The 19,791-nt window shown below is 64.3% G+C and carries 19 protein-coding genes; 10 read left to right on the top strand and 9 right to left on the bottom strand.

Translation table 11 applies throughout. The features are described from left to right. Positions 1-27 precede the first annotated feature (27 nt). The 3 genes from zapD (at position 28) to PMI15_RS10550 (ending at position 1,405) form a co-directional block, all read left to right on the top strand. Positions 28-783 carry a cell division protein ZapD gene (gene zapD / locus PMI15_RS10560; protein ID WP_007868013.1) on the top strand — a complete coding sequence of 252 codons (756 nt, stop codon included), beginning with the start codon at positions 28-30 and terminating at the stop codon, positions 781-783. A 60-nt stretch (positions 784-843) separates the two neighbouring features. Then, entirely contained in the window at positions 844-1,059 is a 216-nt protein-coding gene (locus tag PMI15_RS10555) for a DNA gyrase inhibitor YacG (protein ID WP_007868011.1), read from the top strand. A 73-nt stretch (positions 1,060-1,132) separates the two neighbouring features. Continuing rightward, the gene (locus PMI15_RS10550) at positions 1,133-1,405 is read left to right on the top strand and encodes a hypothetical protein (protein WP_007868008.1); all 273 of its coding nucleotides are present in this window, start codon (positions 1,133-1,135) and stop codon (positions 1,403-1,405) included. A gap of 54 nt (positions 1,406-1,459) precedes the next feature. Here the strand turns inward: PMI15_RS10550 and grxD are convergent, their stop codons facing one another. The 4 genes from grxD to hemA form a co-directional block, all read right to left on the bottom strand. Beyond that, positions 1,460-1,789: a Grx4 family monothiol glutaredoxin gene (gene grxD / locus PMI15_RS10545; RefSeq protein WP_007868007.1), complete on the bottom strand. Its 330-nt coding sequence runs from the start codon at positions 1,787-1,789 to the stop codon at positions 1,460-1,462. 146 nt (positions 1,790-1,935) lie between these two features. After that, positions 1,936-2,790, bottom strand: a complete 855-nt coding sequence (gene prmC / locus PMI15_RS10540) for a peptide chain release factor N(5)-glutamine methyltransferase (protein ID WP_007868005.1) — start codon at positions 2,788-2,790, stop codon at positions 1,936-1,938. A 12-nt stretch (positions 2,791-2,802) separates the two neighbouring features. Beyond that, positions 2,803-3,924, bottom strand: a complete 1,122-nt coding sequence (gene prfA / locus PMI15_RS10535) for a peptide chain release factor 1 (RefSeq protein WP_007868003.1) — start codon at positions 3,922-3,924, stop codon at positions 2,803-2,805. Positions 3,925-4,020: 96 nt separating this feature from the next. Then, positions 4,021-5,310 carry a glutamyl-tRNA reductase gene (gene hemA / locus PMI15_RS10530; RefSeq protein ID WP_007868002.1) on the bottom strand — a complete coding sequence of 430 codons (1,290 nt, stop codon included), beginning with the start codon at positions 5,308-5,310 and terminating at the stop codon, positions 4,021-4,023. Between the two features lie 119 nt (positions 5,311-5,429). On the opposite strand from hemA, the gene PMI15_RS10525 reads away from it, so the two are divergent. Continuing rightward, a complete protein-coding gene (locus tag PMI15_RS10525; protein ID WP_007868000.1) occupies positions 5,430-5,720 on the top strand; it encodes a hypothetical protein in 291 nt (96 codons plus the stop codon). Positions 5,721-5,724: 4 nt separating this feature from the next. Here PMI15_RS10525 and ugpQ read toward each other — a convergent pair whose 3' ends face one another. The 5 genes from ugpQ to ugpB form a co-directional block, all read right to left on the bottom strand. Next, positions 5,725-6,477, bottom strand: a complete 753-nt coding sequence (gene ugpQ, locus PMI15_RS10520; protein WP_007867998.1) for a glycerophosphodiester phosphodiesterase — start codon at positions 6,475-6,477, stop codon at positions 5,725-5,727. A gap of 40 nt (positions 6,478-6,517) precedes the next feature. Next, positions 6,518-7,537, bottom strand: coding sequence for a sn-glycerol-3-phosphate import ATP-binding protein UgpC (locus PMI15_RS10515; RefSeq protein WP_007867995.1), 1,020 nt, complete (start codon positions 7,535-7,537; stop codon positions 6,518-6,520). 32 nt (positions 7,538-7,569) lie between these two features. Continuing rightward, positions 7,570-8,421, bottom strand: coding sequence for a sn-glycerol-3-phosphate ABC transporter permease UgpE (gene ugpE / locus PMI15_RS10510; protein ID WP_007867991.1), 852 nt, complete (start codon positions 8,419-8,421; stop codon positions 7,570-7,572). Positions 8,422-8,551: 130 nt separating this feature from the next. Further along, positions 8,552-9,433: a sn-glycerol-3-phosphate ABC transporter permease UgpA gene (ugpA, locus tag PMI15_RS10505; protein ID WP_007867987.1), complete on the bottom strand. Its 882-nt coding sequence runs from the start codon at positions 9,431-9,433 to the stop codon at positions 8,552-8,554. Between the two features lie 131 nt (positions 9,434-9,564). Next, positions 9,565-10,878: a sn-glycerol-3-phosphate ABC transporter substrate-binding protein UgpB gene (ugpB, locus tag PMI15_RS10500; protein WP_007867984.1), complete on the bottom strand. Its 1,314-nt coding sequence runs from the start codon at positions 10,876-10,878 to the stop codon at positions 9,565-9,567. 230 nt (positions 10,879-11,108) lie between these two features. On the opposite strand from ugpB, the gene PMI15_RS10495 reads away from it, so the two are divergent. The 6 genes from PMI15_RS10495 (at position 11,109) to ubiB (ending at position 19,709) form a co-directional block, all read left to right on the top strand. After that, the gene (locus tag PMI15_RS10495) at positions 11,109-15,008 is read left to right on the top strand and encodes a DUF3683 domain-containing protein (RefSeq protein ID WP_007867981.1); all 3,900 of its coding nucleotides are present in this window, start codon (positions 11,109-11,111) and stop codon (positions 15,006-15,008) included. An 80-nt stretch (positions 15,009-15,088) separates the two neighbouring features. After that, positions 15,089-15,502 carry a gamma-butyrobetaine hydroxylase-like domain-containing protein gene (locus tag PMI15_RS10490; RefSeq protein ID WP_007867978.1) on the top strand — a complete coding sequence of 138 codons (414 nt, stop codon included), beginning with the start codon at positions 15,089-15,091 and terminating at the stop codon, positions 15,500-15,502. A 164-nt stretch (positions 15,503-15,666) separates the two neighbouring features. Then, positions 15,667-16,398: a bifunctional demethylmenaquinone methyltransferase/2-methoxy-6-polyprenyl-1,4-benzoquinol methylase UbiE gene (gene ubiE, locus PMI15_RS10485; protein WP_007867977.1), complete on the top strand. Its 732-nt coding sequence runs from the start codon at positions 15,667-15,669 to the stop codon at positions 16,396-16,398. 29 nt (positions 16,399-16,427) lie between these two features. Then, entirely contained in the window at positions 16,428-17,432 is a 1,005-nt protein-coding gene (locus PMI15_RS10480; protein WP_007867975.1) for a Tim44 domain-containing protein, read from the top strand. A 118-nt stretch (positions 17,433-17,550) separates the two neighbouring features. After that, positions 17,551-18,159, top strand: a complete 609-nt coding sequence (locus tag PMI15_RS10475) for a hypothetical protein (RefSeq protein WP_007867971.1) — start codon at positions 17,551-17,553, stop codon at positions 18,157-18,159. Further along, entirely contained in the window at positions 18,156-19,709 is a 1,554-nt protein-coding gene (gene ubiB / locus PMI15_RS10470; RefSeq protein ID WP_007867970.1) for a ubiquinone biosynthesis regulatory protein kinase UbiB, read from the top strand. The genes PMI15_RS10475 and ubiB overlap by 4 nt, the downstream gene beginning before the upstream one ends. Positions 19,710-19,791 lie beyond the last annotated feature (82 nt).

Raw genomic sequence — 19,791 nt, 5'->3', positions numbered from 1 at the left:
CATTGATGCCGACGAAAACCTAGCGCTGTGATCCTTTACGAGTACCCTTTTCACGAACGCATACGCACGTATTTGCGACTTGAACACCTGTTCCGCCGCCTTGGCGAACTGGTGGAACGGGACAGCCCGACGGACCACCACTACGCGATCACGACCATTTTCGAAATCATGGACGTGGGCGCCCGGGCCGACCTCAAGACCGATGTGCTCAAGGATCTTGAGAAACAGAAACACGTGCTCAACGGCTATCGCGGCAACCCGGCCATTTCAGAGGCCGTTCTCGACGAGGTGACCGGGCAGCTCGAAAGCTGCTTTTCCGCCCTGAACAGCCTGCCCGGCAAGGCCGGCCAATCCCTGACCGAAAACGACTGGCTCATGAGCATCCGCAGCCGCGTCGGCATTCCGGGCGGCACCTGCGAATTTGACCTGCCGGCCTACTACGCCTGGCAGCACCTGCAGACCGAGGTGCGCAAGCAGGACCTGCAGCGCTGGATCACCCCGCTGGTGCCCCTGGCCGAGTCCATACGCGTGCTACTGACGCTGCTGCGCGACTCCGGGGCGCCGCAAAAAGTGGTGGCGCCGGGTGGCCAATACCAGCAGACGCTGCCGCAAGGGCGCACTTTCCAGCTGCTGCGCCTGCGGATAGACCCCGCCCTGGGGCTGATCCCCGAAATCAGCGGCAACCGCTTGATTGTGTCCGTGCGCCTCATGCGCCACGGCGACGACGACCGGTTGCATGCCAGCACCGAAGATTCGGCGTTTGAACTGACGCTCTGCTCCTGACGCCAGGCCTTGCCAACCATAGGCCACTCCTCCGATGGCTCCCCAGACTTGTTTTGAAACATGCCTGCGATGAAAAAAGAATCCCCACCCGTCAAACTGGTCGTGTGCCCGGGCTGTGGCGGTGAAAGCGTTTATGCGCCCAGCAACCCATTTCGCCCGTTTTGCAGCGAGCGCTGCAAAAACATAGACCTGGGCGCCTGGGCCAGCGAAGGCTTTCGCCTGCCCGCGGATACGCCGCCCGACGACGAAGTTTTCGGCGATCCCAAGCTGCAATAAAATTTGCCGAGGCACGCGGTGTCACCCGCGTTTCGTGAGAGAGCAAAAAGCAAAAAAAGAGAGGGAGCGAAAAATGAGCAAGAAGTCTTTGATGGCGCCGTTCCTGGCCGCGATCATGGTGGCCGCCCTGGCGGCAAGCCATGCCCAGGCGCAGACCCAGCCGGCGCAGGAGGGCGACAAGCCCGCCAAGTCCAAATCCAAAAAGACCGCTGCCAAATCCGCTGCGGGCGGCAAGGTCAAATTCATCAATGGGTCCGGCGAAACGCCCGCCCAGCGCACCGCGCGCCTCAAGCGCGAATGCAAGGGTGGCGTGGACGCGGGCGCCTGCTCGGGCTATACGCGCTGACCGGTATTTGACCCGGTAGTGGAGTGGGGGCGGCCCGCAGGGGCCGCCTATGCCTCAGGCTGCTGGCGTGCCCAGCACCTGTTGGAGTTCGCCGCTCTGGTACATCTCCATCATGATGTCCGAGCCGCCGATGAATTCGCCCTTCACATACAGCTGGGGGATGGTGGGCCAGTTGCTGAATTCCTTGATGCCCTGGCGAATTTCTTCGTCCTCCAGCACGTTCACCGTGGCGGGCTTGTTCACGCCGCAGGCCTTGAGGACCTGGATGGCGCGGCCGGAGAAACCGCACATGGGGAACTGGGCCGTGCCCTTCATGAAGAGGACCACATCGCTGGATTTGACGATTTCGGCGATGCGTTGCTGGGTGGGGTCTGTGCTGCTCATGGTGAAAATCCTTTGGGAATCCTTGGGAGGGCCTGGAGCCCGTGCCCGGCCCCGAATTGGGGACAGGTAATGTCAATTAGATGGAATCTGGCAAGCAGAATTCAACAGCCCGATTATCCCGCCGTTTGGCATCCCGCGTGGCCGGCTCACCCGCCAGGCCACAATCCGCCCGAGCAGCGCGCGATGCCGGCCAGGTCCAGCCGACTTTGGACTTGCTCAAAACCGGCCTGGGTCAGCAGGGCGCGCACCGCTTCGGCCTGGTCGTAACCATGCTCCAGCAGCAGCCAGCCGCCTGGCAGCAGGTGGCCGGGCGCCTGCTGGACGATCTCGCGGATATCGTCCAGCCCATCCGCGCCGGCGGCCAGCGCAGCCAGGGGTTCGTAGGCCAGGGCTTCCAGGTGATGGTCTGTGCTGGCGATATAGGGCGGATTGCTGGCGATCACATGAAAGTGTCCGCCAACTTTCTCCATCCAATGGCTTTCGATGAAATCCAGCTTCAGTTTCAGGCGCGCGGCGTTGCCACGGGCCACCGCCAGCGCATCGGCACTCGCGTCCACGGCCACGACCTTGCCCTGGCGGCCGTCGGCTTGCAGGCTGTGCGCGATGGCCAGCGCGATCGCGCCGCTGCCCGTACCCAGGTCCAGCACAGAGGGTGCCGCCGGCACGCCGGGTGCTCGCAGGGACTCGAGCGCCCATTCGACCAGGGTTTCGGTATCGGGCCGCGGCACCAGCACGCGGGCATCCACCCGCAATGCCAGGCCGAAAAACTCCTTTTCGCCGACGATGTAGGCCAGAGGCTCTCCGGCGACCCGTCGCAGGCACATGGCGCGGAAATCTTGCGCCGCCTGCTCCGGCAGCAGATCGGTGTCGTGCGCCAGCAGCCAGGCCCGCGCGTCGCCGGGCTTGCCCAGGGCGTGCAGCAGCAGCAACTGGGCGTCCAGCCGATCCAGCCCCAGGGTCTGGGCGGCGGCCAGGGCCTGGGCGCAGTTGGGCGCGTTCATGGCGGGGATGTCTCAGAGCCCGCTGTTGGCGGTTTCGAGTTCGGCGAGCTGCTCGGCGCCGCGCGCCACCTGCAGCGCGGTGATCACGTCGCCCAGGTCGCCCTCCATGATGGCCAGCAGCTTGTACAGCGTCAGGTTGATGCGGTGGTCGGTCAGCCGCCCCTGCGGGAAGTTGTAGGTGCGTATGCGGTCGCTGCGGTCGCCCGTGCCGACCAGGCCCTTGCGCAGGGCCGCGTCCTTGGCGGCGCGCTCGGCGCGGTCTTTTTCATGGATGCGGGCGGTCAGCACCTTGAGCGCCTGGGCCTTGTTGCTGTGCTGGCTGCGGCCTTCCTGGCATTCGGCGACGATGCCGGTCGGGATGTGCGTGATGCGCACCGCCGAGTCGGTCTTGTTGATGTGCTGGCCGCCGGCACCACTGGCGCGGTAAGTGTCTATGCGCAGGTCGGCCGGGTTGATCTGTATGGCCACGGCCTCGTCGGGTTCGGGCATCACGGCCACGGTGCAGGCGCTGGTGTGGATGCGGCCCTGGGTTTCGGTGGCGGGCACGCGTTGCACGCGGTGGCCGCCCGATTCAAAGCGCAGCTTGCCGTAGACGCCCACGCCCATGGCGTCGGCGGCGCCCTCGATGCGCAGCACCACCTCCTTGTAGCCGCCCAGCTCGCTCGGCGACTCGCTGATGATCTCTACCTGCCAGCGGTTGCGCTCGGCAAAGCGGGTGTACATGCGGAACAGGTCGCCCGCAAACAGCGCCGACTCGTCTCCGCCAGTGCCCGCGCGGATTTCGACAAAGGCCGGCCGCACGTCGTCCGGGTCTTTGGGAATCAGCATCAGTTGCAGGGCTTCGTCGATCTGCGCGATATCGGCCTTGGCCGCGGCGATCTCTTCTTCGGCCATGGCGGCCATCTCGGGATCGTCCCTGGCTTCGGCCAGCATGCTTTCGGCGCTGTGCAGGTCGGCCTCGCGGCTGGTCAGCCGCATGTACTGCTCGGCCACCACGCTGGCTTCGGCATGTTCGCGGGTCAGGGCGCGAAATCGGTCCAGGTCGCTGACCACGTCGCTGGCCGACAGCAGCGCGTCCAGCTCGTGAAGCCGTAAAAGCTGGCGGTCCAGGGTTTGGCGAAGAAAGGGTTTCATGAATGTGGGGGCGGAAAAGCCGAAAGAGGAGGCCGCAAGGCCGTCAATAAAGCTGCCGGCTGGCGCCGGCGCGAGACATCAGCGCAGGGGCGTGCGCTAACGCTCTTTGTCGTCGGACTGGATTTTGGGCAGTTGACCGCGCAAAAACAGCCTGGAGACGGCCTGCGCCGTGGCTTCACGGCTGCTGGCATCGCCCGCATGCAGCTCGGCCAGCGTGCCGTGCAGCATTTTCTGGGTCAGACCGCGGGTCAAGGCTTCCAGCACCGTATCAATGGGCTCGCCTTTGGCCAACAGCTTTTTGGCGCGCACGATCTCGGCGGCGCGCCATTCGTCGGTCTGCGCATTGAGCTGCTGGATCAGCGGCACGCTGCGGCGCTGGCCCAGCCAGTGCATGAAGTTCTGCACGCCGGCGTCGATGATGACCTCGGCCTGCGCCACGGCGGCCTTGCGGTTGTCCTTGCCGGTCTGCACCACGTGCGCCAGGTCGTCCACTGTGTAGAGGTAGATGTCGGGCAGGGCCTTGACTTCGGGTTCGATGTCGCGCGGCACGGCCAGGTCGACCATGAACATGGGGCGGTGCTTGCGCAGCTTGACGGCGCGCTCGACCGCGCCCAGGCCGATGATGGGCAGCGTACTGGCGGTACAGCTGATCACCGCGTCGAATTCGTGCAGGCGGCTGGGTAAATCGGCCAGGCGCATCACTTCGGCCCCAAAGCGGCCGGCCAGCTTTTCGCCGCGCTCCAGCGTGCGATTGGCAATCGCCATGGCCTTGGGGTTTTTGGCGGCGAAGTGGGTGGCCGCCAGATCGATCATTTCGCCGGCGCCGACAAACAGCACCTTGATGTCGCTCAGGTTCTCAAACAACTGGCCGGCCAGCCGGACGCTGGCCGCCGCCATGCTGATGCTGTGCGCGCCGATTTCGGTGCTGCTGCGCACTTCCTTGGCTACGGCGAAAGAACGCTGGAACAGCTGGTGCAGCGTGGTGCCCATGGCGCCGGCGTCTTCGGCGGCGCGCACCGCGTCCTTCATCTGGCCCAGGATTTGCGGCTCGCCCAGCACCATGGAGTCCAGGCCGCTGGCCACGCGAAAGGCGTGGCGGGCAACCTGGTCGCCTTGCAAGGTGTAGGCGTGGGAGCGCAGCAGGGCGGGCGAGACGCCGCCGTTGTGCGCCAGCCACTCCAGTGTGTGCTCCAGGTCGGTCTTGTCGCCGGCGCAGTAGATTTCGGTGCGGTTGCAGGTCGAGAGCAGCGTCGCTTCGGGCTGGCGCGCCAGCGAGGCGCGCAGGCCGCGCAAAGTGGGCTCGATCTGGTCCAGGGCGTAGGCGAATCGCCCGCGCAAATCGAGCGGTGCGGTGTTATGGTTTAGCCCAAGGGCCCAGACTGACATTCCCGGATTATAAAATTGAAGCGGCCGGGCCGGCGGGGAGCCCTGACAATCGCCCTGATAGCCCTTTTGGGGGCCTGTTTTGGCGCCTTCCCGGCATTTCCAACCATCGTCGCAAGCGCATGACCTTTTACCTGCTGGCCAATCACCTGCTCAATTTTGTCCTGCCGGCCGCCGCCGTCGCGCTGCTGCTGGTCTTGTCCAGCCGTGTCTTTGGTGGCGTATTCAGGTCAAGCCGGCCCGTTGCCGTCACCTGGTGGGCGCAGACGGCGATTGTTTTTGCCGCGAATGTGGCGGTGCTGGTCGCCGGCCTGGTGTTTTTTGGCCGGGACGGGAAGATGATGACTTACGCCGCGATGGTCGCCGGCGCTGCCGTCTGCCAGTGGATATTGCTGGGCGCCTGGCGGGCCTGAAAGCCTAGTCAGGCTTGAAGACGTTCACCGCGTCTGTGATGATGCCGTCGGTGCCCAGCGCCAGCAGCCTTTTTACATTGGTCTCGTCGTTGACGGTGTAGCTCAGCAGCTTGAAGCCGGCTTTTTTGGCCTGCGCCACGGTGTCGGCGTTCCACAGCTTGTGGTTGCAGACGATGGCTACGCAGTCCAGCCGGGTCGCTGTTTCCAGCCAGTGGGCCGGCAGTTCGTCGAGCAGCAGGCCGCGCGGCAACTGCGGCTGGGCGGCGCGGGCCGCTTCCAGTGACAGCGGCTGGAAAGACGTCAGCAACGGCGGAACGGCCGTTCCCTGCCACAGCCGGGCCGCTTCGTCGGCCACCACGGTGCCGGTACGGGACTCCGCGCCCGGCGTGGGCTTGATCTCGATATTCAGGAAATAGGCGTTGTCCAGGCAATAGCGGGCGATGCGCTCAAAGCTGGCCAGGCCTTCGGCGGCAAAGGCCGGCGAATGCCAGCTGCCCGCGTCCAGTTTTGCCAGCGTTTCCCAGTTCAACTCGCCGGCCACGCCCTTGCCGTTGCTGGTGCGCTCCAGTGTGGCGTCGTGCAGCAAAAACGGGATGCCGTCGGCACTGAGCTTTACGTCGCACTCGAACATGCGGTAGCCATGCCTGGCGCCGAGCATGAAGGAGGCCAGGGTGTTTTCAGGCGCCAGCTTGCCGGCACCGCGGTGCGCCACCCATCGGGGATAAGGCCAATTGGCGGCGGTCACGGGATTCGTCATGGTCTTCTCGGGAACTGCTAAAACTGCGGAAATTGAAAGATTACAGGCGTTTTCCGGTGTCCGCGTCAAACCAGTGCAGGCGGTCCGCGCGCGGCGTGACGTGGATGGTCGCGCCGATTTCGGGTGCCGTCGACAGGCTTTCATCGGTGCGCACGATGATGGCCTCGCTGCCCATGCGGCAATACACCAGCCGTTCGGCGCCCAGCATTTCAATCGTGTCGACCTGCACGGCCCAGCCGGTGGCGCCTACCGTCAGGTGCTCGGGACGTATGCCCAGGATGGCGCCCGGCTTGCCGCCGAAGTCGGCGTTCGGCGCTTGCTTGAGCAGGTTCATGGGTGGCGAGCCCATGAAACTCGCCACAAAGGTGGTGGCGGGGCGGTTGTAGACCTCTTCGGGCGTTCCGAACTGCTCCATGCGGCCCGCGTTCATCACCATCATGCGCTGCGCCAGCGTCATCGCCTCGACCTGGTCGTGGGTGACGAAGAGCGAGGTGATGCCGAGCTCGCGGTGCAGCTTCTGGATCTCCAGGCGTGTCTGCACGCGCAGCTTGGCGTCCAGGTTGGACAGCGGCTCGTCGAACAGGAACACCTGCGGCTGGCGCACGATGGCGCGGCCCATGGCCACGCGCTGGCGCTGCCCGCCCGAAAGCGCGCGGGGCTTGCGGTCCAGCAGGTGGCCCAGTTCCAGGATCTTGGCGGCCTTGTCGACGCGCGTCTTGATCTCGTCCTTGGGCACCTTGGCGATCTTCAGGCCGTAGGCCATGTTGTCGAAGACGCTCATGTGCGGGTAAAGCGCGTAATTCTGGAACACCATGGCGATGTCCCGCTCGGAAGGCTCCAGCTGGTTGACGACCTTGCCACCTATGGAGATCTGCCCGTCGCTGACTTCCTCCAGGCCGGCCACCATGCGCAGCAGGGTGGATTTTCCGCAGCCCGAGGGCCCGACGATAACGATGAACTCATGGTCGGCGATGTCGGCGTTCACGCCGTGCAGCACCTGCAGCGCGTCCTTGCCGGAGCCATAGCGCTTGATGACGTTGTTGAATGAGAGAGATGCCATAGTGATGTTCCGTCTTGTCTTGTTGGTTTCTTTTATTTCTCGGTGTCGACCAGGCCCTTGACGAACCATTTCTGCATCAACACCACCACCAGGGCGGGCGGCAGCATGGCCAGGATGGCGGTCGCCATGACAACATTCCATTCGTTCTGGCCATCGCCGCCGGCGATCATGCGTTTGATGCCCACGACCACCGGGTACATGTCTTCACTGGTCGTGGCCAGCAGCGGCCAGAGGTACTGGTTCCAGCCGTAAATGAACTGGATGACAAAAAGCGCGGCGATCGAGGTCTTGGACAGCGGCAGCAGCACGTCAAAGAAAAAGCGCATGGGGCTGGCGCCGTCCATGCGCGAGGCCTCGGTCAGCTCTTCTGGCACCGTCAGGAAGAACTGGCGGAACAGGAAAGTTGCCGTCGCCGAGGCGATCAGCGGCACGGTGAGGCCCGCGTAGGTGTTGAGCATGTTCAGGTCCGACAGCACCTTGTAGGTAGGCAGGATGCGCACCTCCACCGGCAGCATCAGGGTGATGAAGATGGCCCAGAAGCAGGTCTTCTTGAAGGGGAAGCGGAAGTACACGATGGCAAAGGCCGATAGCAACGAGATGGCGATCTTGCCGATGGCGATCACCAGCGCCGTGACCAGGCTGACCCACATCATGTGCGCCACCGGCGCGTTGGAGCCGGCCGCGGACTCGCGCCCGAACAGCGCCGCCTTGTAGCTGTCGAGCATGTTGGTGCCCGGCAGCAGCGGCATGGGCGCCTGCACGATTTCCTGCGCCGTGTGGGTGGAAGCCACAAAGGCCAGGTAGAGGGGAAAGGCGACGATAAAGACGCCCAGCATCACCACCACATGGGCGAGGATGCCGTGCGTACCGCGTTTTTCAACCATGATATGACCCCCACGGTTGCTCACTGCGTGTAGCGCCCTGCCCCCCGAGGGGGCCGCTGCGCCTGCGGCCTGGCAAAGCCAGTTCCGCGGCCCCTGCTGAACAGGAATTCATGTGCTTTTTGGAGAGCATTTAGTACTGCACTTTCTTCTCGACATAGCGGAACTGGATGACCGTCAGGGCCACCACGATCACCATCAGCACCACCGACTGCGCGGCCGAGCCGCCCAGGTCCATGGCCTTGAAGCCGTCGTAATACACCTTGTAGACCAGGATGGCCGTGTCCTTGCCGGGGCCGCCCTGGGTGGCGGCGTCGACGATGGCGAAGGTGTCGAAGAAGGCATAGACCACGTTGATGACCAGCAGGAAGAAGGTGGTGGGCGACAGCAGCGGGAACTGGATGGTCCAGAAACGGCGCCAGGGCCGGGCGCCGTCGATCGCGGCGGCCTCGATCAGCGATTTGGGGATCGACTGCAGGCCCGCCAGGAAGAACAGGAAGTTATAGGAAATCTGCTTCCAGACCGAAGCCATCACAATCAGCGTCATGGCGTGGCCGGAATCGAGCAGGTGGTTCCAGTTGATGCCCATCTTGCCCAATGCGTAGGCCACCACGCCCAGCGAGGGCGAGAACATGAAGACCCACAAAACAGCCGCCACGGCGGGCGCCACCGCATAGGGCAGCACCAGCATGGTTTTGTAGAACATGGCCCCGCGCGTGATGCGGTCGGCGAAAACCGCCAGCACCAGCGACAGGCTGATGCCTATGCCCGCCACCATCACCGAGAAAAACGCGGTCGTCTTGAAGGACTCCACATAACTCGGATCGTCCAGCAACTGCCGGAAATTGGCCAGGCCGACAAATTCGATGGAGGTGCCGAAAGCATCCTGCTGCTGCAGCGACTGCAGCAGGGCCTGCGCCGCGGGCCAGAAGAAGAACACCAGGATGACCGCCATTTGCGGCAACAGCAGCAGCCAGGGCAGCCAGCTGGATCGAAAGACAACGCGTTTTTCCATAGGGCCTTCAATGGGCAGAAACTTGGGGGCGCTTAAACATAAAACCCGCCTGATCTTCCCCGGTGAAGGGGAAGGGCGTTAGGCGGGCCGAGTGTAGCCCGGCGGGCGGGCTTGCACTGTCGCTTGCGTGATCAGCCTTTGTTGGCCTTCTGGAAGCGTTCGAGCTGTTCATTACCGCGCTTGACGATGGAGTCCAGCGCTTCTTTGGCCGTCTTTTTGCCGTTCCAGACACTTTCGAGTTCCTCGTCCTCGATCGCGCGTATCTGCACATAGTTGCCCAGGCGGATGCCACGACTCTTGTCGGTCACCTTGCGGATCATCTGCGTCACGGCGACGTCGGTACCCGGGTTCTGCGTGTAGAAGCCCGATTTTTCGGTCAACTGGTAAGCCGCGGTGGTCACCGGCAGGTAGCCCGTGCGCTTGTGGCTGGCCGATTGCACTTCAGGCGTGGAGATGAAGCTGAAGAACTTGGCCACGCCCTTGTATTCGGCGGGCTTCTTGCCCGACATGACCCAGAGGCTGGCACCGCCGATCACGGTGTTCTGCGGCGCGCCGGGAACATCCTGGTAGTAAGGCAGAGGGGCCAGGCCGTAGGCGAACTTGGCGTTCTTGGCCACGTTGCCGTAAAAGCCCGAGGAGGTGTTGATCATGGCGCACTCGCCCGACACAAAGCTGGCTTCCGGCACATTGCCGCGGCCCTTGTAGACGAAGAGGCCCTGCTTGGCCATGTTGGCCAGGTTCTCGATGTGGCGCTGGTGCAGCGGCGAGTTGATCTTCATGCGCGCATCAAGCCCGGCCAGGCCGTTACTTTTGGTCGCGTACTCGACGTTGTGCCAGGCCGAGAAGCTTTCCAGCTGGGTCCAGCCCTGCCAAGCCGTGGTGAAGGGGCATTTGTGGCCCGCGGCCTTGAGTTTGGCGGCGGCATTCACCACTTCGGGCCAGGTCACCGGGGCTTTGTCGGTGGGCAGGCCGGCGGCCTTGAAGGCGTCCTTGTTGAAGTAGAAGATGGTGGTCGAGCTGTTGAAGGGGAAGCTCAGCATCTGGCCGTTGGGCGCCGTGTAGTAACCGGCCACGGCCGAGATGTAGGCGCTGGGGTCGAATTTCTCGCCGGCGTCCTTCATGACCTGGCCGACGGGAATGGCCGCGCCCTTGCTGGCCATCATGGTGGCGGTGCCGACTTCGAACACCTGCAGGATGTGGGGCGCGTTGCCGGCGCGGAAGGCCGCGATGGAGGCGGTCATGGATTCGTCGTAGGTGCCCTTGAAGGTGGGGACTACCTTGTATTCCTTCTGGCTTTCATTGAATTGTTTGGCCAGGTCGTTGACCCATTCGCCGTTGACGGCCGTCATGGAGTGCCACCACTGGATCTCGGTCTGCGCCTGGCCGGCCAAAGGCACGCAAAGGCCTAGGGCCGCAAAAGCAAAGGCGGAAAGACGGTTTTTCATTAAAACTCCTGGGATTTGGGCGCGAACAGGCGCGCCAAGTTAAACGGGACAGTCTAGGAACTGTTTATGACACACGGATTTAAGCGATTTGGCAGACGTCCGACAAGCGGGATTTCCATAAGATGACTTAGGACCGGCCCGAAGCGGTGCGGACACGGCCCCAAATGGTGCGCTGCGGTAATATAGGGCAACAGCGCTGGACACGGGTCTGAAGCCGCTGGCTTTTCACGATGAACGCCCCTACCACACTCCAAGAACTCCATGTCTTTGCCGATGACGCAAAGGCCGGCGAAGCCCGCATCCGCGAAATTCCCTATAACTACACCTCGTTTTCCGACCGCGAGGTGGTGATACGCCTGCTTGGCGAACGCGCCTGGAACCTGCTGAACCGGTTGCGCGACGAGCGCCGCACCGGCCGTTCCGCGCGCATGCTGTATGAAGTGCTGGGCGATATCTGGGTGGTGGAGCGCAACCCCTATTTGCAGGACGACCTGCTGGACAACCCCAAGCGGCGCAAGCTGCTGGTCGACGCCCTGCAGCACCGGCTGACCGAGGTGGAAAAGCGCCGCACGCCTGAGGCCGACCCGCAGCGCGACGCCATCGTGGGCGAGCTGCTGGACGCCGCCCGCGCGGCGGTCACCCGCTTTTACACCTCGTTCAGCGAGATCTACGACCTGCGCCGGCTGGCTGAACGCAAGCTGCGCAAGCTGACCCGCAACGACAACATCAAGTTCGACGGCCTCTCGCGGGTCTCGCATGTCACCGACGCGACCGACTGGCGCGTCGAATACCCCTTTGTGGTCCTCACCCCCGACACCGAAGTGGAAATGGCCGGCCTGGTCAAGGCCTGTATCGAACTGGGCCTGACCATCGTCCCGCGCGGCGGCGGCACCGGCTATACGGGCGGGGCGATCCCGCTGACCTGGAAGTCGGCCGTCATCAACACCGAAAAACTCGAAGCCATGACCGAGGTCGAAATGGTCTCGCTGCCCGGTGTCGACAAACCGGTTGCGACCATCTGGACGGAAGCCGGCGTCGTCACCCAGCGCGTGGCCGATGCGGCCGAGCGCGGCGGCTTTGTGTTCGCGGTCGACCCGACCTCGGCCGAAGCCTCCTGCATAGGCGGCAACATTGCGATGAATGCGGGCGGCAAAAAGGCCGTGCTCTGGGGCACCGCCCTGGACAATCTGGCCTCCTGGCGCATGGTCACGCCCGAAGCGACCTGGCTGGAGGTCACGCGCGTGGGCCACAACCTGGGCAAGATCCACGACGCCGACATGGCCAGCTTCGAGCTGCAGTATTTCGAGGCCGACGGCAAGACGCCTCTGCGCCGCGAGCGGCTGGACATTCCCGGCAAGTCATTCCGCAAGGAAGGCCTGGGCAAGGACGTCACCGACAAGTTTCTCAGCGGCCTGCCGGGCATCCAGAAGGAAGGCTGTGATGGCCTGATTACCAGCGCGCGCTGGATCGTGCACCGCATGCCGGCGCACACGCGCACCGTCTGCATGGAGTTCTTCGGCAATGCCAAGGACGCGGTGCCCAGCATCGTGGAGATCAAGGACTTCATGTTCGCCGAGCAAAAGCGCGGCGGAGCCATCCTGGCCGGGCTGGAGCACCTGGACGACCGCTACCTGCGCGCCGTCGGCTATGCCACCAAGTCCAAGCGCGGCGGCCTGCCCAAGATGGTGCTGATCGGCGACATCGCCGGCGACGACGCCGACGTGGTGGCCCGCGCCACCAGCGAGATCGTGCGCATCGCCAACTCGCGCAGCGGCGAAGGTTTTATCGCCATCAGCGCCGAAGCGCGCAAGAAATTCTGGCTGGACCGCAAGCGCACGGCCGCCATTTCCAAACACACCAACGCCTTCAAGATCAATGAGGACGTCGTGATTCCGCTGCCGCGCATGGCTGAGTACACCGACGGCATCGAGCAGATCAACATCGAGCTGAGCCTGCGCAACAAGATCAAGCTGTGCGACGAGCTCGAGGCCTTTTTCCTCCAGGGCAGCCTGCCCCTGGGCAAATCGGACGACGCCAACGACATTCCGTCGGCCGAGCTGCTCGAAGACCGCGTCGCCCAGGCGTTGGCGCTGCTGGCCGAGGTGCGCGCGCTCTGGTCCGGCTGGCTGGAGGGCGTGGCCACCTTGTTCCCGCAGCTGCAGGACCATTCGCTGCGCGCCAGCTGGAAAACCCAGATCCGCGCTCCGCTGCAGGCGATTTTTTCGGGTGGCGCGTTCCTGCCCATCCTCGAGGAATGCACGGCCATTCACAAGCGCGTGCTCAAGGGCCGCGTCTGGGCGGCGCTGCACATGCACGCCGGCGACGGCAATGTGCACACCAACCTGCCGGTCAACAGCGACGACTACGAGATGCTGCAGACCGCGCACGAAGCCGTGGCGCGCATCATGGTGCTGGCCCGCTCGCTGGACGGCGTGATTTCCGGCGAACACGGCATAGGCATCACCAAGCTGGAGTTCCTGACCGACGAGGAGCTGCGGCCCTTCACCGAATACAAGCAGAAGGTCGACCCGCAAGGGCGCTTCAACAAGGGCAAGCTGTTGCGCAACCAGGGGCACCTTGGCAGGGAAGGGCAGGGGCTCCAGGCCGACCTGACCAATGCCTACACACCCAGCTTCGGCTTGATGGGGCACGAATCGCTGATCATGCAGCAGTCCGACATAGGTGCCATCGCCGACAGCGTGAAGGACTGCCTGCGCTGCGGCAAATGCAAGCCCGTGTGCGCCACCCACGTGCCGCGCGCCAACCTGCTCTACAGCCCGCGCAACAAGATTTTGGCGACCTCGCTGCTGGTGGAGGCCTTCCTGTATGAAGAGCAGACCCGGCGCGGCGTGAGCATCAAGCACTGGGAGGAGTTCGAGGACGTGGCCGACCACTGCACGGTCTGCCACAAATGCCTGACCCCCTGCCCGGTGGACATCGACTTCGGCGAAGTGTCGATGAACATGCGCAACCTGCTGCGCAAGATGGGGCAGAAGTCCTTCCGGCCCGGCAACGCCGCCGCCATGTTCTTCCTGAACGCGACCAACCCGCAGACCATCAAGTTCATGCGCGGTGCCATGGTGGACGTGGGCTTCAAGGCCCAGCGCCTGGCCAACGACCTGCTGCGCCGGCTGGCGCGCAAGCAGACGGCGCTGCCGCCGGCCACGGTCGGCAAGGCGCCCGTGAAAGAGCAGGTGATCCACTTCATCAACAAGAAGATGCCGGGCGGCCTGCCCAAGAAGACCGCGCGCGCGCTGCTGGACATCGAGGACAAGGACTACGTCCCCATCATCCGCAACCCGAAAAGTACCACCTCCGAGACCGAGGCTGTGTTCTATTTCCCCGGTTGCGGCTCCGAAAGGCTGTTCAGCCAGGTGGGCCTGGCGACGCAGGCCATGCTCTGGCACGCGGGCGTGCAGACCGTGCTGCCGCCGGGTTACCTGTGCTGCGGCTACCCGCAGCGCGGCAGCGGCCAGTTCGACAAGGCCGAAAAAATCATCACCGACAACCGGGTGCTGTTCCACCGCGTGGCCAACACGCTGAACTACCTGGACATCAAGACCGTGGTGGTCAGCTGCGGCACCTGCTACGACCAGCTGCAGGGCTATGAGTTTGAGAAAATCTTCCCGGGCTGCCGCATCATCGACATCCATGAGTACCTGCTCGAAAAAGGCATCACCCTGCGCACCGACCAACCCGGTGCGGGTTACCTTTACCACGACCCCTGCCACAGCCCCATGAAGCTGCAGGAGCCGATGAAGACCGTCAAAGCCCTGATGGGCGACAACGTGCTCAAGAACGACCGCTGCTGCGGCGAATCGGGCACGCTTGGCGTCACCCGTCCCGACATCTCGACGCAGATCCGCTTTCGCAAGGAAGAGGAGCTGCGCAAGGGCGAAGCCACGCTGCGGGCGTCCGGCGCGGTCGCCGACACCGGCAATGTGAAGATACTCACCAGCTGCCCGAGCTGCCTGCAAGGGCTCTCGCGCTACGGCAGCGACCTGCAGAACGGCCTGCTCGAGGCGGACTACATCGTCGTCGAAATGGCCAACCAGATCCTGGGCAAGGAATGGCTGCCGGCCTATGTGGAGGCGGCCAACCACGGCGGCATCGAGCGCGTGCTGGTTTAGGGCCCGGGTGTCAACAGAGATATTGCCAAAACCATGACGGCCGGTCTGTCCGGCCTTTCCCTTTCAGAAAGCAATTCCCCATGGCAGGCCTTCAACCCGGCTCCCCGACGCCCACGGCGCTGACGGTTCACAGCCAGTCGCGCGTTCTTGAGATCGCTTTTTCCGACGGCGCCGAGTTTCGGATTCCCTTCGAACTCATGCGCATTTACTCCCCGTCCGCCGAGGTGCAGGGCCACGGCCCGGGCCAGGAAATCCTGCAGACCGGCAAGCGCGAGGTGATGGTGGTCGAGCTCGAGCCCATAGGCAACTACGCGGTCAAGCCGGTGTTTTCGGACGGCCACGAGAGCGGGATTTTTTCCTGGGACTACCTCTACCACCTGGGGGCCGAGCAAAACCGCCTCTGGGACGACTACCAGCGTCGCCTGCAGGCCGCCGGTGTGGACCGCGATGCGCCCATGCCCCAGGCCGGCGGGCACGGCTGCGCCAGCCACTGATGGTGCGAGCCGCGCGAAGCCCTTCAACGCGCCGCGCCGGGCGGTCAAGGCCCGCCGCGGCACTGTTGTTTTTCCAGCATAAAAGCCAGCAATAAGCCCGCAATGTCCCGCGTCAGCCCAGGGTTGTCGCGGCCATTCCTGGCTTTGCCCTCTAGCATTGACCTATGAGCAGTACCCATTTCGGTTTTGAATCCGTCGACGAGCAGGACAAGGCGCGCCGCGTGCGCGGCGTCTTCGATTCCGTGGCGCCCAAATACGACGTGATGAACGACTTGATGTCCATGGGCCTGCATCGCGCCTGGAAGGCCTACACCGTGCTGGTGGCCAACGTCAAGGAGGGCTACCAGGTGCTGGACATCGCCGGCGGCACGGGCGACCTGGCGCTGGCCTTTGCCCCCAAGGTGGGCAGCACCGGGCGGGTGGTGCACACCGACATCAACGAGGCCATGCTGCGCGAAGGCCGCAACCGGTTGCTGGACGCCGGCGTGAACCTGCCGACGCTGGTCTGCGACGCCGAGCACCTGCCTTTCCCCGATGCGAGTTTCGACGTGGTGACCGTGGCCTTCGGCCTGCGCAACATGACGCACAAGGAGGACGCGCTGCGCGAGATGAACCGCGTGCTCAAGCCCGGCGGCAAGCTGCTGGTGCTCGAATTCTCCAAGGTGGCCAGGCCGCTGGAAAAAATCTACGACTGGTATTCCTTCAAGGTCCTGCCCCGGCTGGGCAAGCTGGTGGCCAACGATGACTCAAGCTACCAGTACCTCGCCGAGTCCATCCGCATGCACCCGGGCCAGGAAGAACTTAAAGCCCTGATGCGTAAAGGTGGTTTCGGCCATGTGGACTATCACAACATGACGGGCGGCGTAGTGGCATTGCATGTTGGAATCAAGTGCTGAAGTTGTTGAAGTGTGATTAAGGAGACGATATGAAGATCTGGTCCGCAATTCTTTCCACCGTGCTGGTCACGGCCATGGCCCTGGCAGGCACGTCGGCCGAGGCCAAGCGCCTGGCTGGCGGCAAGTCGATCGGCAAACAGTCGTCCAACGTCACGCAACGCGAGGCGGCGCCCGGCGGCGCCGGCTCCGCCACGAATTCCGCCGCCAAGCCGGCAACCCCCGCCGCGGCGCCCGCGCAGGCGCCCAAGCGCCCCTGGGGTGCGATGTTGGGCGGCCTGGCCGCCGGCCTGGGCCTGGCCTGGCTGGCTTCGTCGCTGGGCCTGGGCGGCGCCTTCGGCCAGATCATGCTGTTCGCCCTGCTGGCGCTGGTGGTCATGCTGGTGATCGGTTTTGTCATGCGCAGGCTCAAGGGCGGAGCGGCCAGTGCGCCCGGCGCGGCCTCCGGGCAGGCGCCCTTCGCCTTCCAGGGCGCAGGCAATGCCACCACTCCCAAAAACTACAGCCCCGAAAATGTCGGCAACGATGCCTCCGCGCGCCCCTGGGAGCGCAGCAGCATGGCATTCGACGCCAACAAATACGACGCGGCCGCACCCGCTGCGGGCGGCTCCATGATCGGCTCGGCCCTGCTGGGCTCGCAGTCCTGGGGTGTCCCGGCCGGCTTTGACGCCGAAGGCTTCCTCAAGGCCAGCAAGGCCAATTTCGTGACGCTGCAGGATGCCTGGGACCGCTCCGACATCCAGAGCCTGCGCGCCATGATGACGGACGACATGCTCGAGCAGATCAAGACCCAGCTCGCCGACCGCGAATCGCACACCGGCGGCCAGGTCAACAAGACCGAGGTCGTGATGCTGGACGCCCAATTGCTCGGCATCGAGGAACTGAGCGACGTCTACATGGCCAGCGTGGAGTTCTCCGGCATGATCCGCGAAGACGCCTCCGCCGGTGCCAGCCCCTTCCGCGAGGTCTGGAACATGACCAAACCCCGCAATGGCGGCAGCGGCTGGTTGGTGGCCGGCGTACAGGCACTTCAATAAACTACCCCCGTCCGGGCTCACTTCGTGTAGCCCGTTCCCCCTCAGGGGGCTGCGCCTGCCGGTAGATAAGTAGGTTGCTTACCTTGTCGGGTGTTTTATCCTGCAAAATCGGGGACGTATGAATACCACCACGTCCCCTTTTTCGTTTCTGGAATCCATCGCCACCCGCTTTCAGCCTCCCGCCTGGGTGGTCGACGAGGGGCAGCAGCGACTGGTGCTGTTCCTGAACCATGTCCTGATGCAGGAAAAGCAGGCCCAGGACCGGCTGCTCCGGCAAAAGGGGCGCGTGGTGCACCTGCGCTGGGGTCATTTTTCGATCGACCTGGTGGTCACGCCCGCGGGCCTGGTGGACCGGGCGGTGCCCGGCGCCAAACCTGACCTCACGCTGGCCGTCGCCACCGAGTCGCCCCTCACCGTCGTGCAGTCCGTCCTGGCCGGCAAGCCGCCGCCGGTCAAGATCGAAGGCGACGTGCAACTGGCCGCCGAACTGGGCTGGCTGGCCGAAAACCTGCGCTGGGATGCCGAGGAAGACCTGTCGCGCCTGATCGGCGATGCACCCGCCCACGCGGTGGCCGACGCCGGGCGCCGGCTGTTTGAAGGGCTCAAGCAGTTCCTCGCCAGGACGCCGCTGGCTCCGGCTCCCGCTTCATCCGGGGTCGCCACGCAGGCGGCGCCCGCAAGCCCCGCGGCGGGTGAGGGCGCCCCGACCGCGAAGGCCTCTGCATGACCCGGCTTTTCCGGGGCATCTTCATCGTCTGGACCGTGCTGCGGTTCGGGCTGGACGAGCTGGTGCTCTCCAGTTTCCAGCGCCCGGGGGTGCGCCTGCTGACGCGCATCGTTTCCATCGGGCGCAACCTGAAGGCGCCGCGCGGCGAGCGCCTGCGCGAAGCCCTCGAAAGCCTGGGTCCCATCTTCGTCAAGTTCGGCCAGGTGATGTCCACCCGCCGCGACCTGCTGCCGCCCGACATTGCCGACGAGCTGGCCCGCCTGCAGGACAGGGTGCCGCCGTTTGAGTCCGCCGTGGCCGTGGCCATCATCGAAAAAGCCTTCGGCCGGCCGCTGGACCGTATTTTTGCGAGCTTCGAGCAAACGCCGGTCGCCAGCGCCTCCATCGCTCAGGTGCACTTCGCCACCCTGCCGAACGGGCGCGAGGTGGCCGTCAAGGTGCTCAGGCCCAATATGCTGCCCGCCATCGAAAAAGACCTGGCGCTGATGCACATGATGGCCGGCTGGGTGGAGGGCGCCTCGGCCGACGGCAAGCGCCTCAAACCCCGCGAGGTGGTCGCCGAGTTCGACAAATACCTGCACGACGAACTGGACCTGCTGCGCGAGGCGGCCAATGCGGCCCAGCTGCGCCGCAACATGCAGGACCTCGACCTGGTCATGATTCCCGAGATGGTCTGGGACTTCTGCATGCCCGACGTGATGGTGATGGAGCGCATGAAGGGCGTCCCCATCAGCCAGGTGCAGCGCCTGCTGGAAGCCGGCGTGGACATGAAAAAGCTGGCGCGCGACGGCGTCACCATTTTCTTCACCCAGGTCTTTCGCGACGGTTTTTTCCATGCCGACATGCACCCGGGCAACATCCAGGTGAGCTTGGCGCCGGAAACTTTCGGCCGTTACATCTCGCTGGACTTCGGCATCGTGGGCACGCTGACCGAGGTCGACAAGGAATACCTGGCGCAGAACTTCAGCGCCTTTTTCCAGCGCGACTACAAGCGGGTGGCCGAGCTGCACCTCGAATCCGGCTGGGTCCCCCCCGAAACCCGGGTCGACGAGCTGGAAGCCGCCATACGCGCCTGTTGCGAGCCCTATTTCGACCGGCCGCTGCGGGAAATCTCGCTGGGGCTGGTGCTGATGCGGCTGTTCCAGACATCGCGGCGCTTTCACGTCGAAATCCAGCCCCAGCTGGTGCTGCTGCAAAAAACCCTGCTCAACATCGAGGGCCTGGGGCGGGAACTGGATCCCGACCTGGACCTCTGGAGCACCGCCAAGCCCTTTCTCGAAAAATGGATGCTGGAACAGGTGGGCCCCGAAAAACTGCTGGCGCAGCTCAAGGCCGAGGCACCGGCCTATGCCAAGCTGCTGCCGGGCCTGCCGCGCCTGCTGTCGCAGTACCTCAAATCACCGCCGGGCCTGCATCGCCGGGAGATCGAGGAACTGCTGCTCGAACAAAAACGCACCAACAAGCTGTTGCAAAGCGTGATTTACGGCGGGCTGGGCTTTGTTTTGGGGCTGATCGCCATGCAGTTCATCCTGCGCGTGCGGCTCTTCTAAAGCCGCCGGGAAGGGCCTCAACGGCCTATAATTGAGGGCTTTGCACCCGGGCTACCTTTCCCGGGCAAATTCCCCGGGTATT

This window comes from Polaromonas sp. CF318 (genome assembly GCF_000282655.1).
In the GTDB taxonomy this organism is placed as follows: Bacteria; Pseudomonadota; Gammaproteobacteria; order Burkholderiales; family Burkholderiaceae_C; genus Polaromonas.
This window is presented reverse-complemented; position numbering and strand designations above follow the sequence as displayed.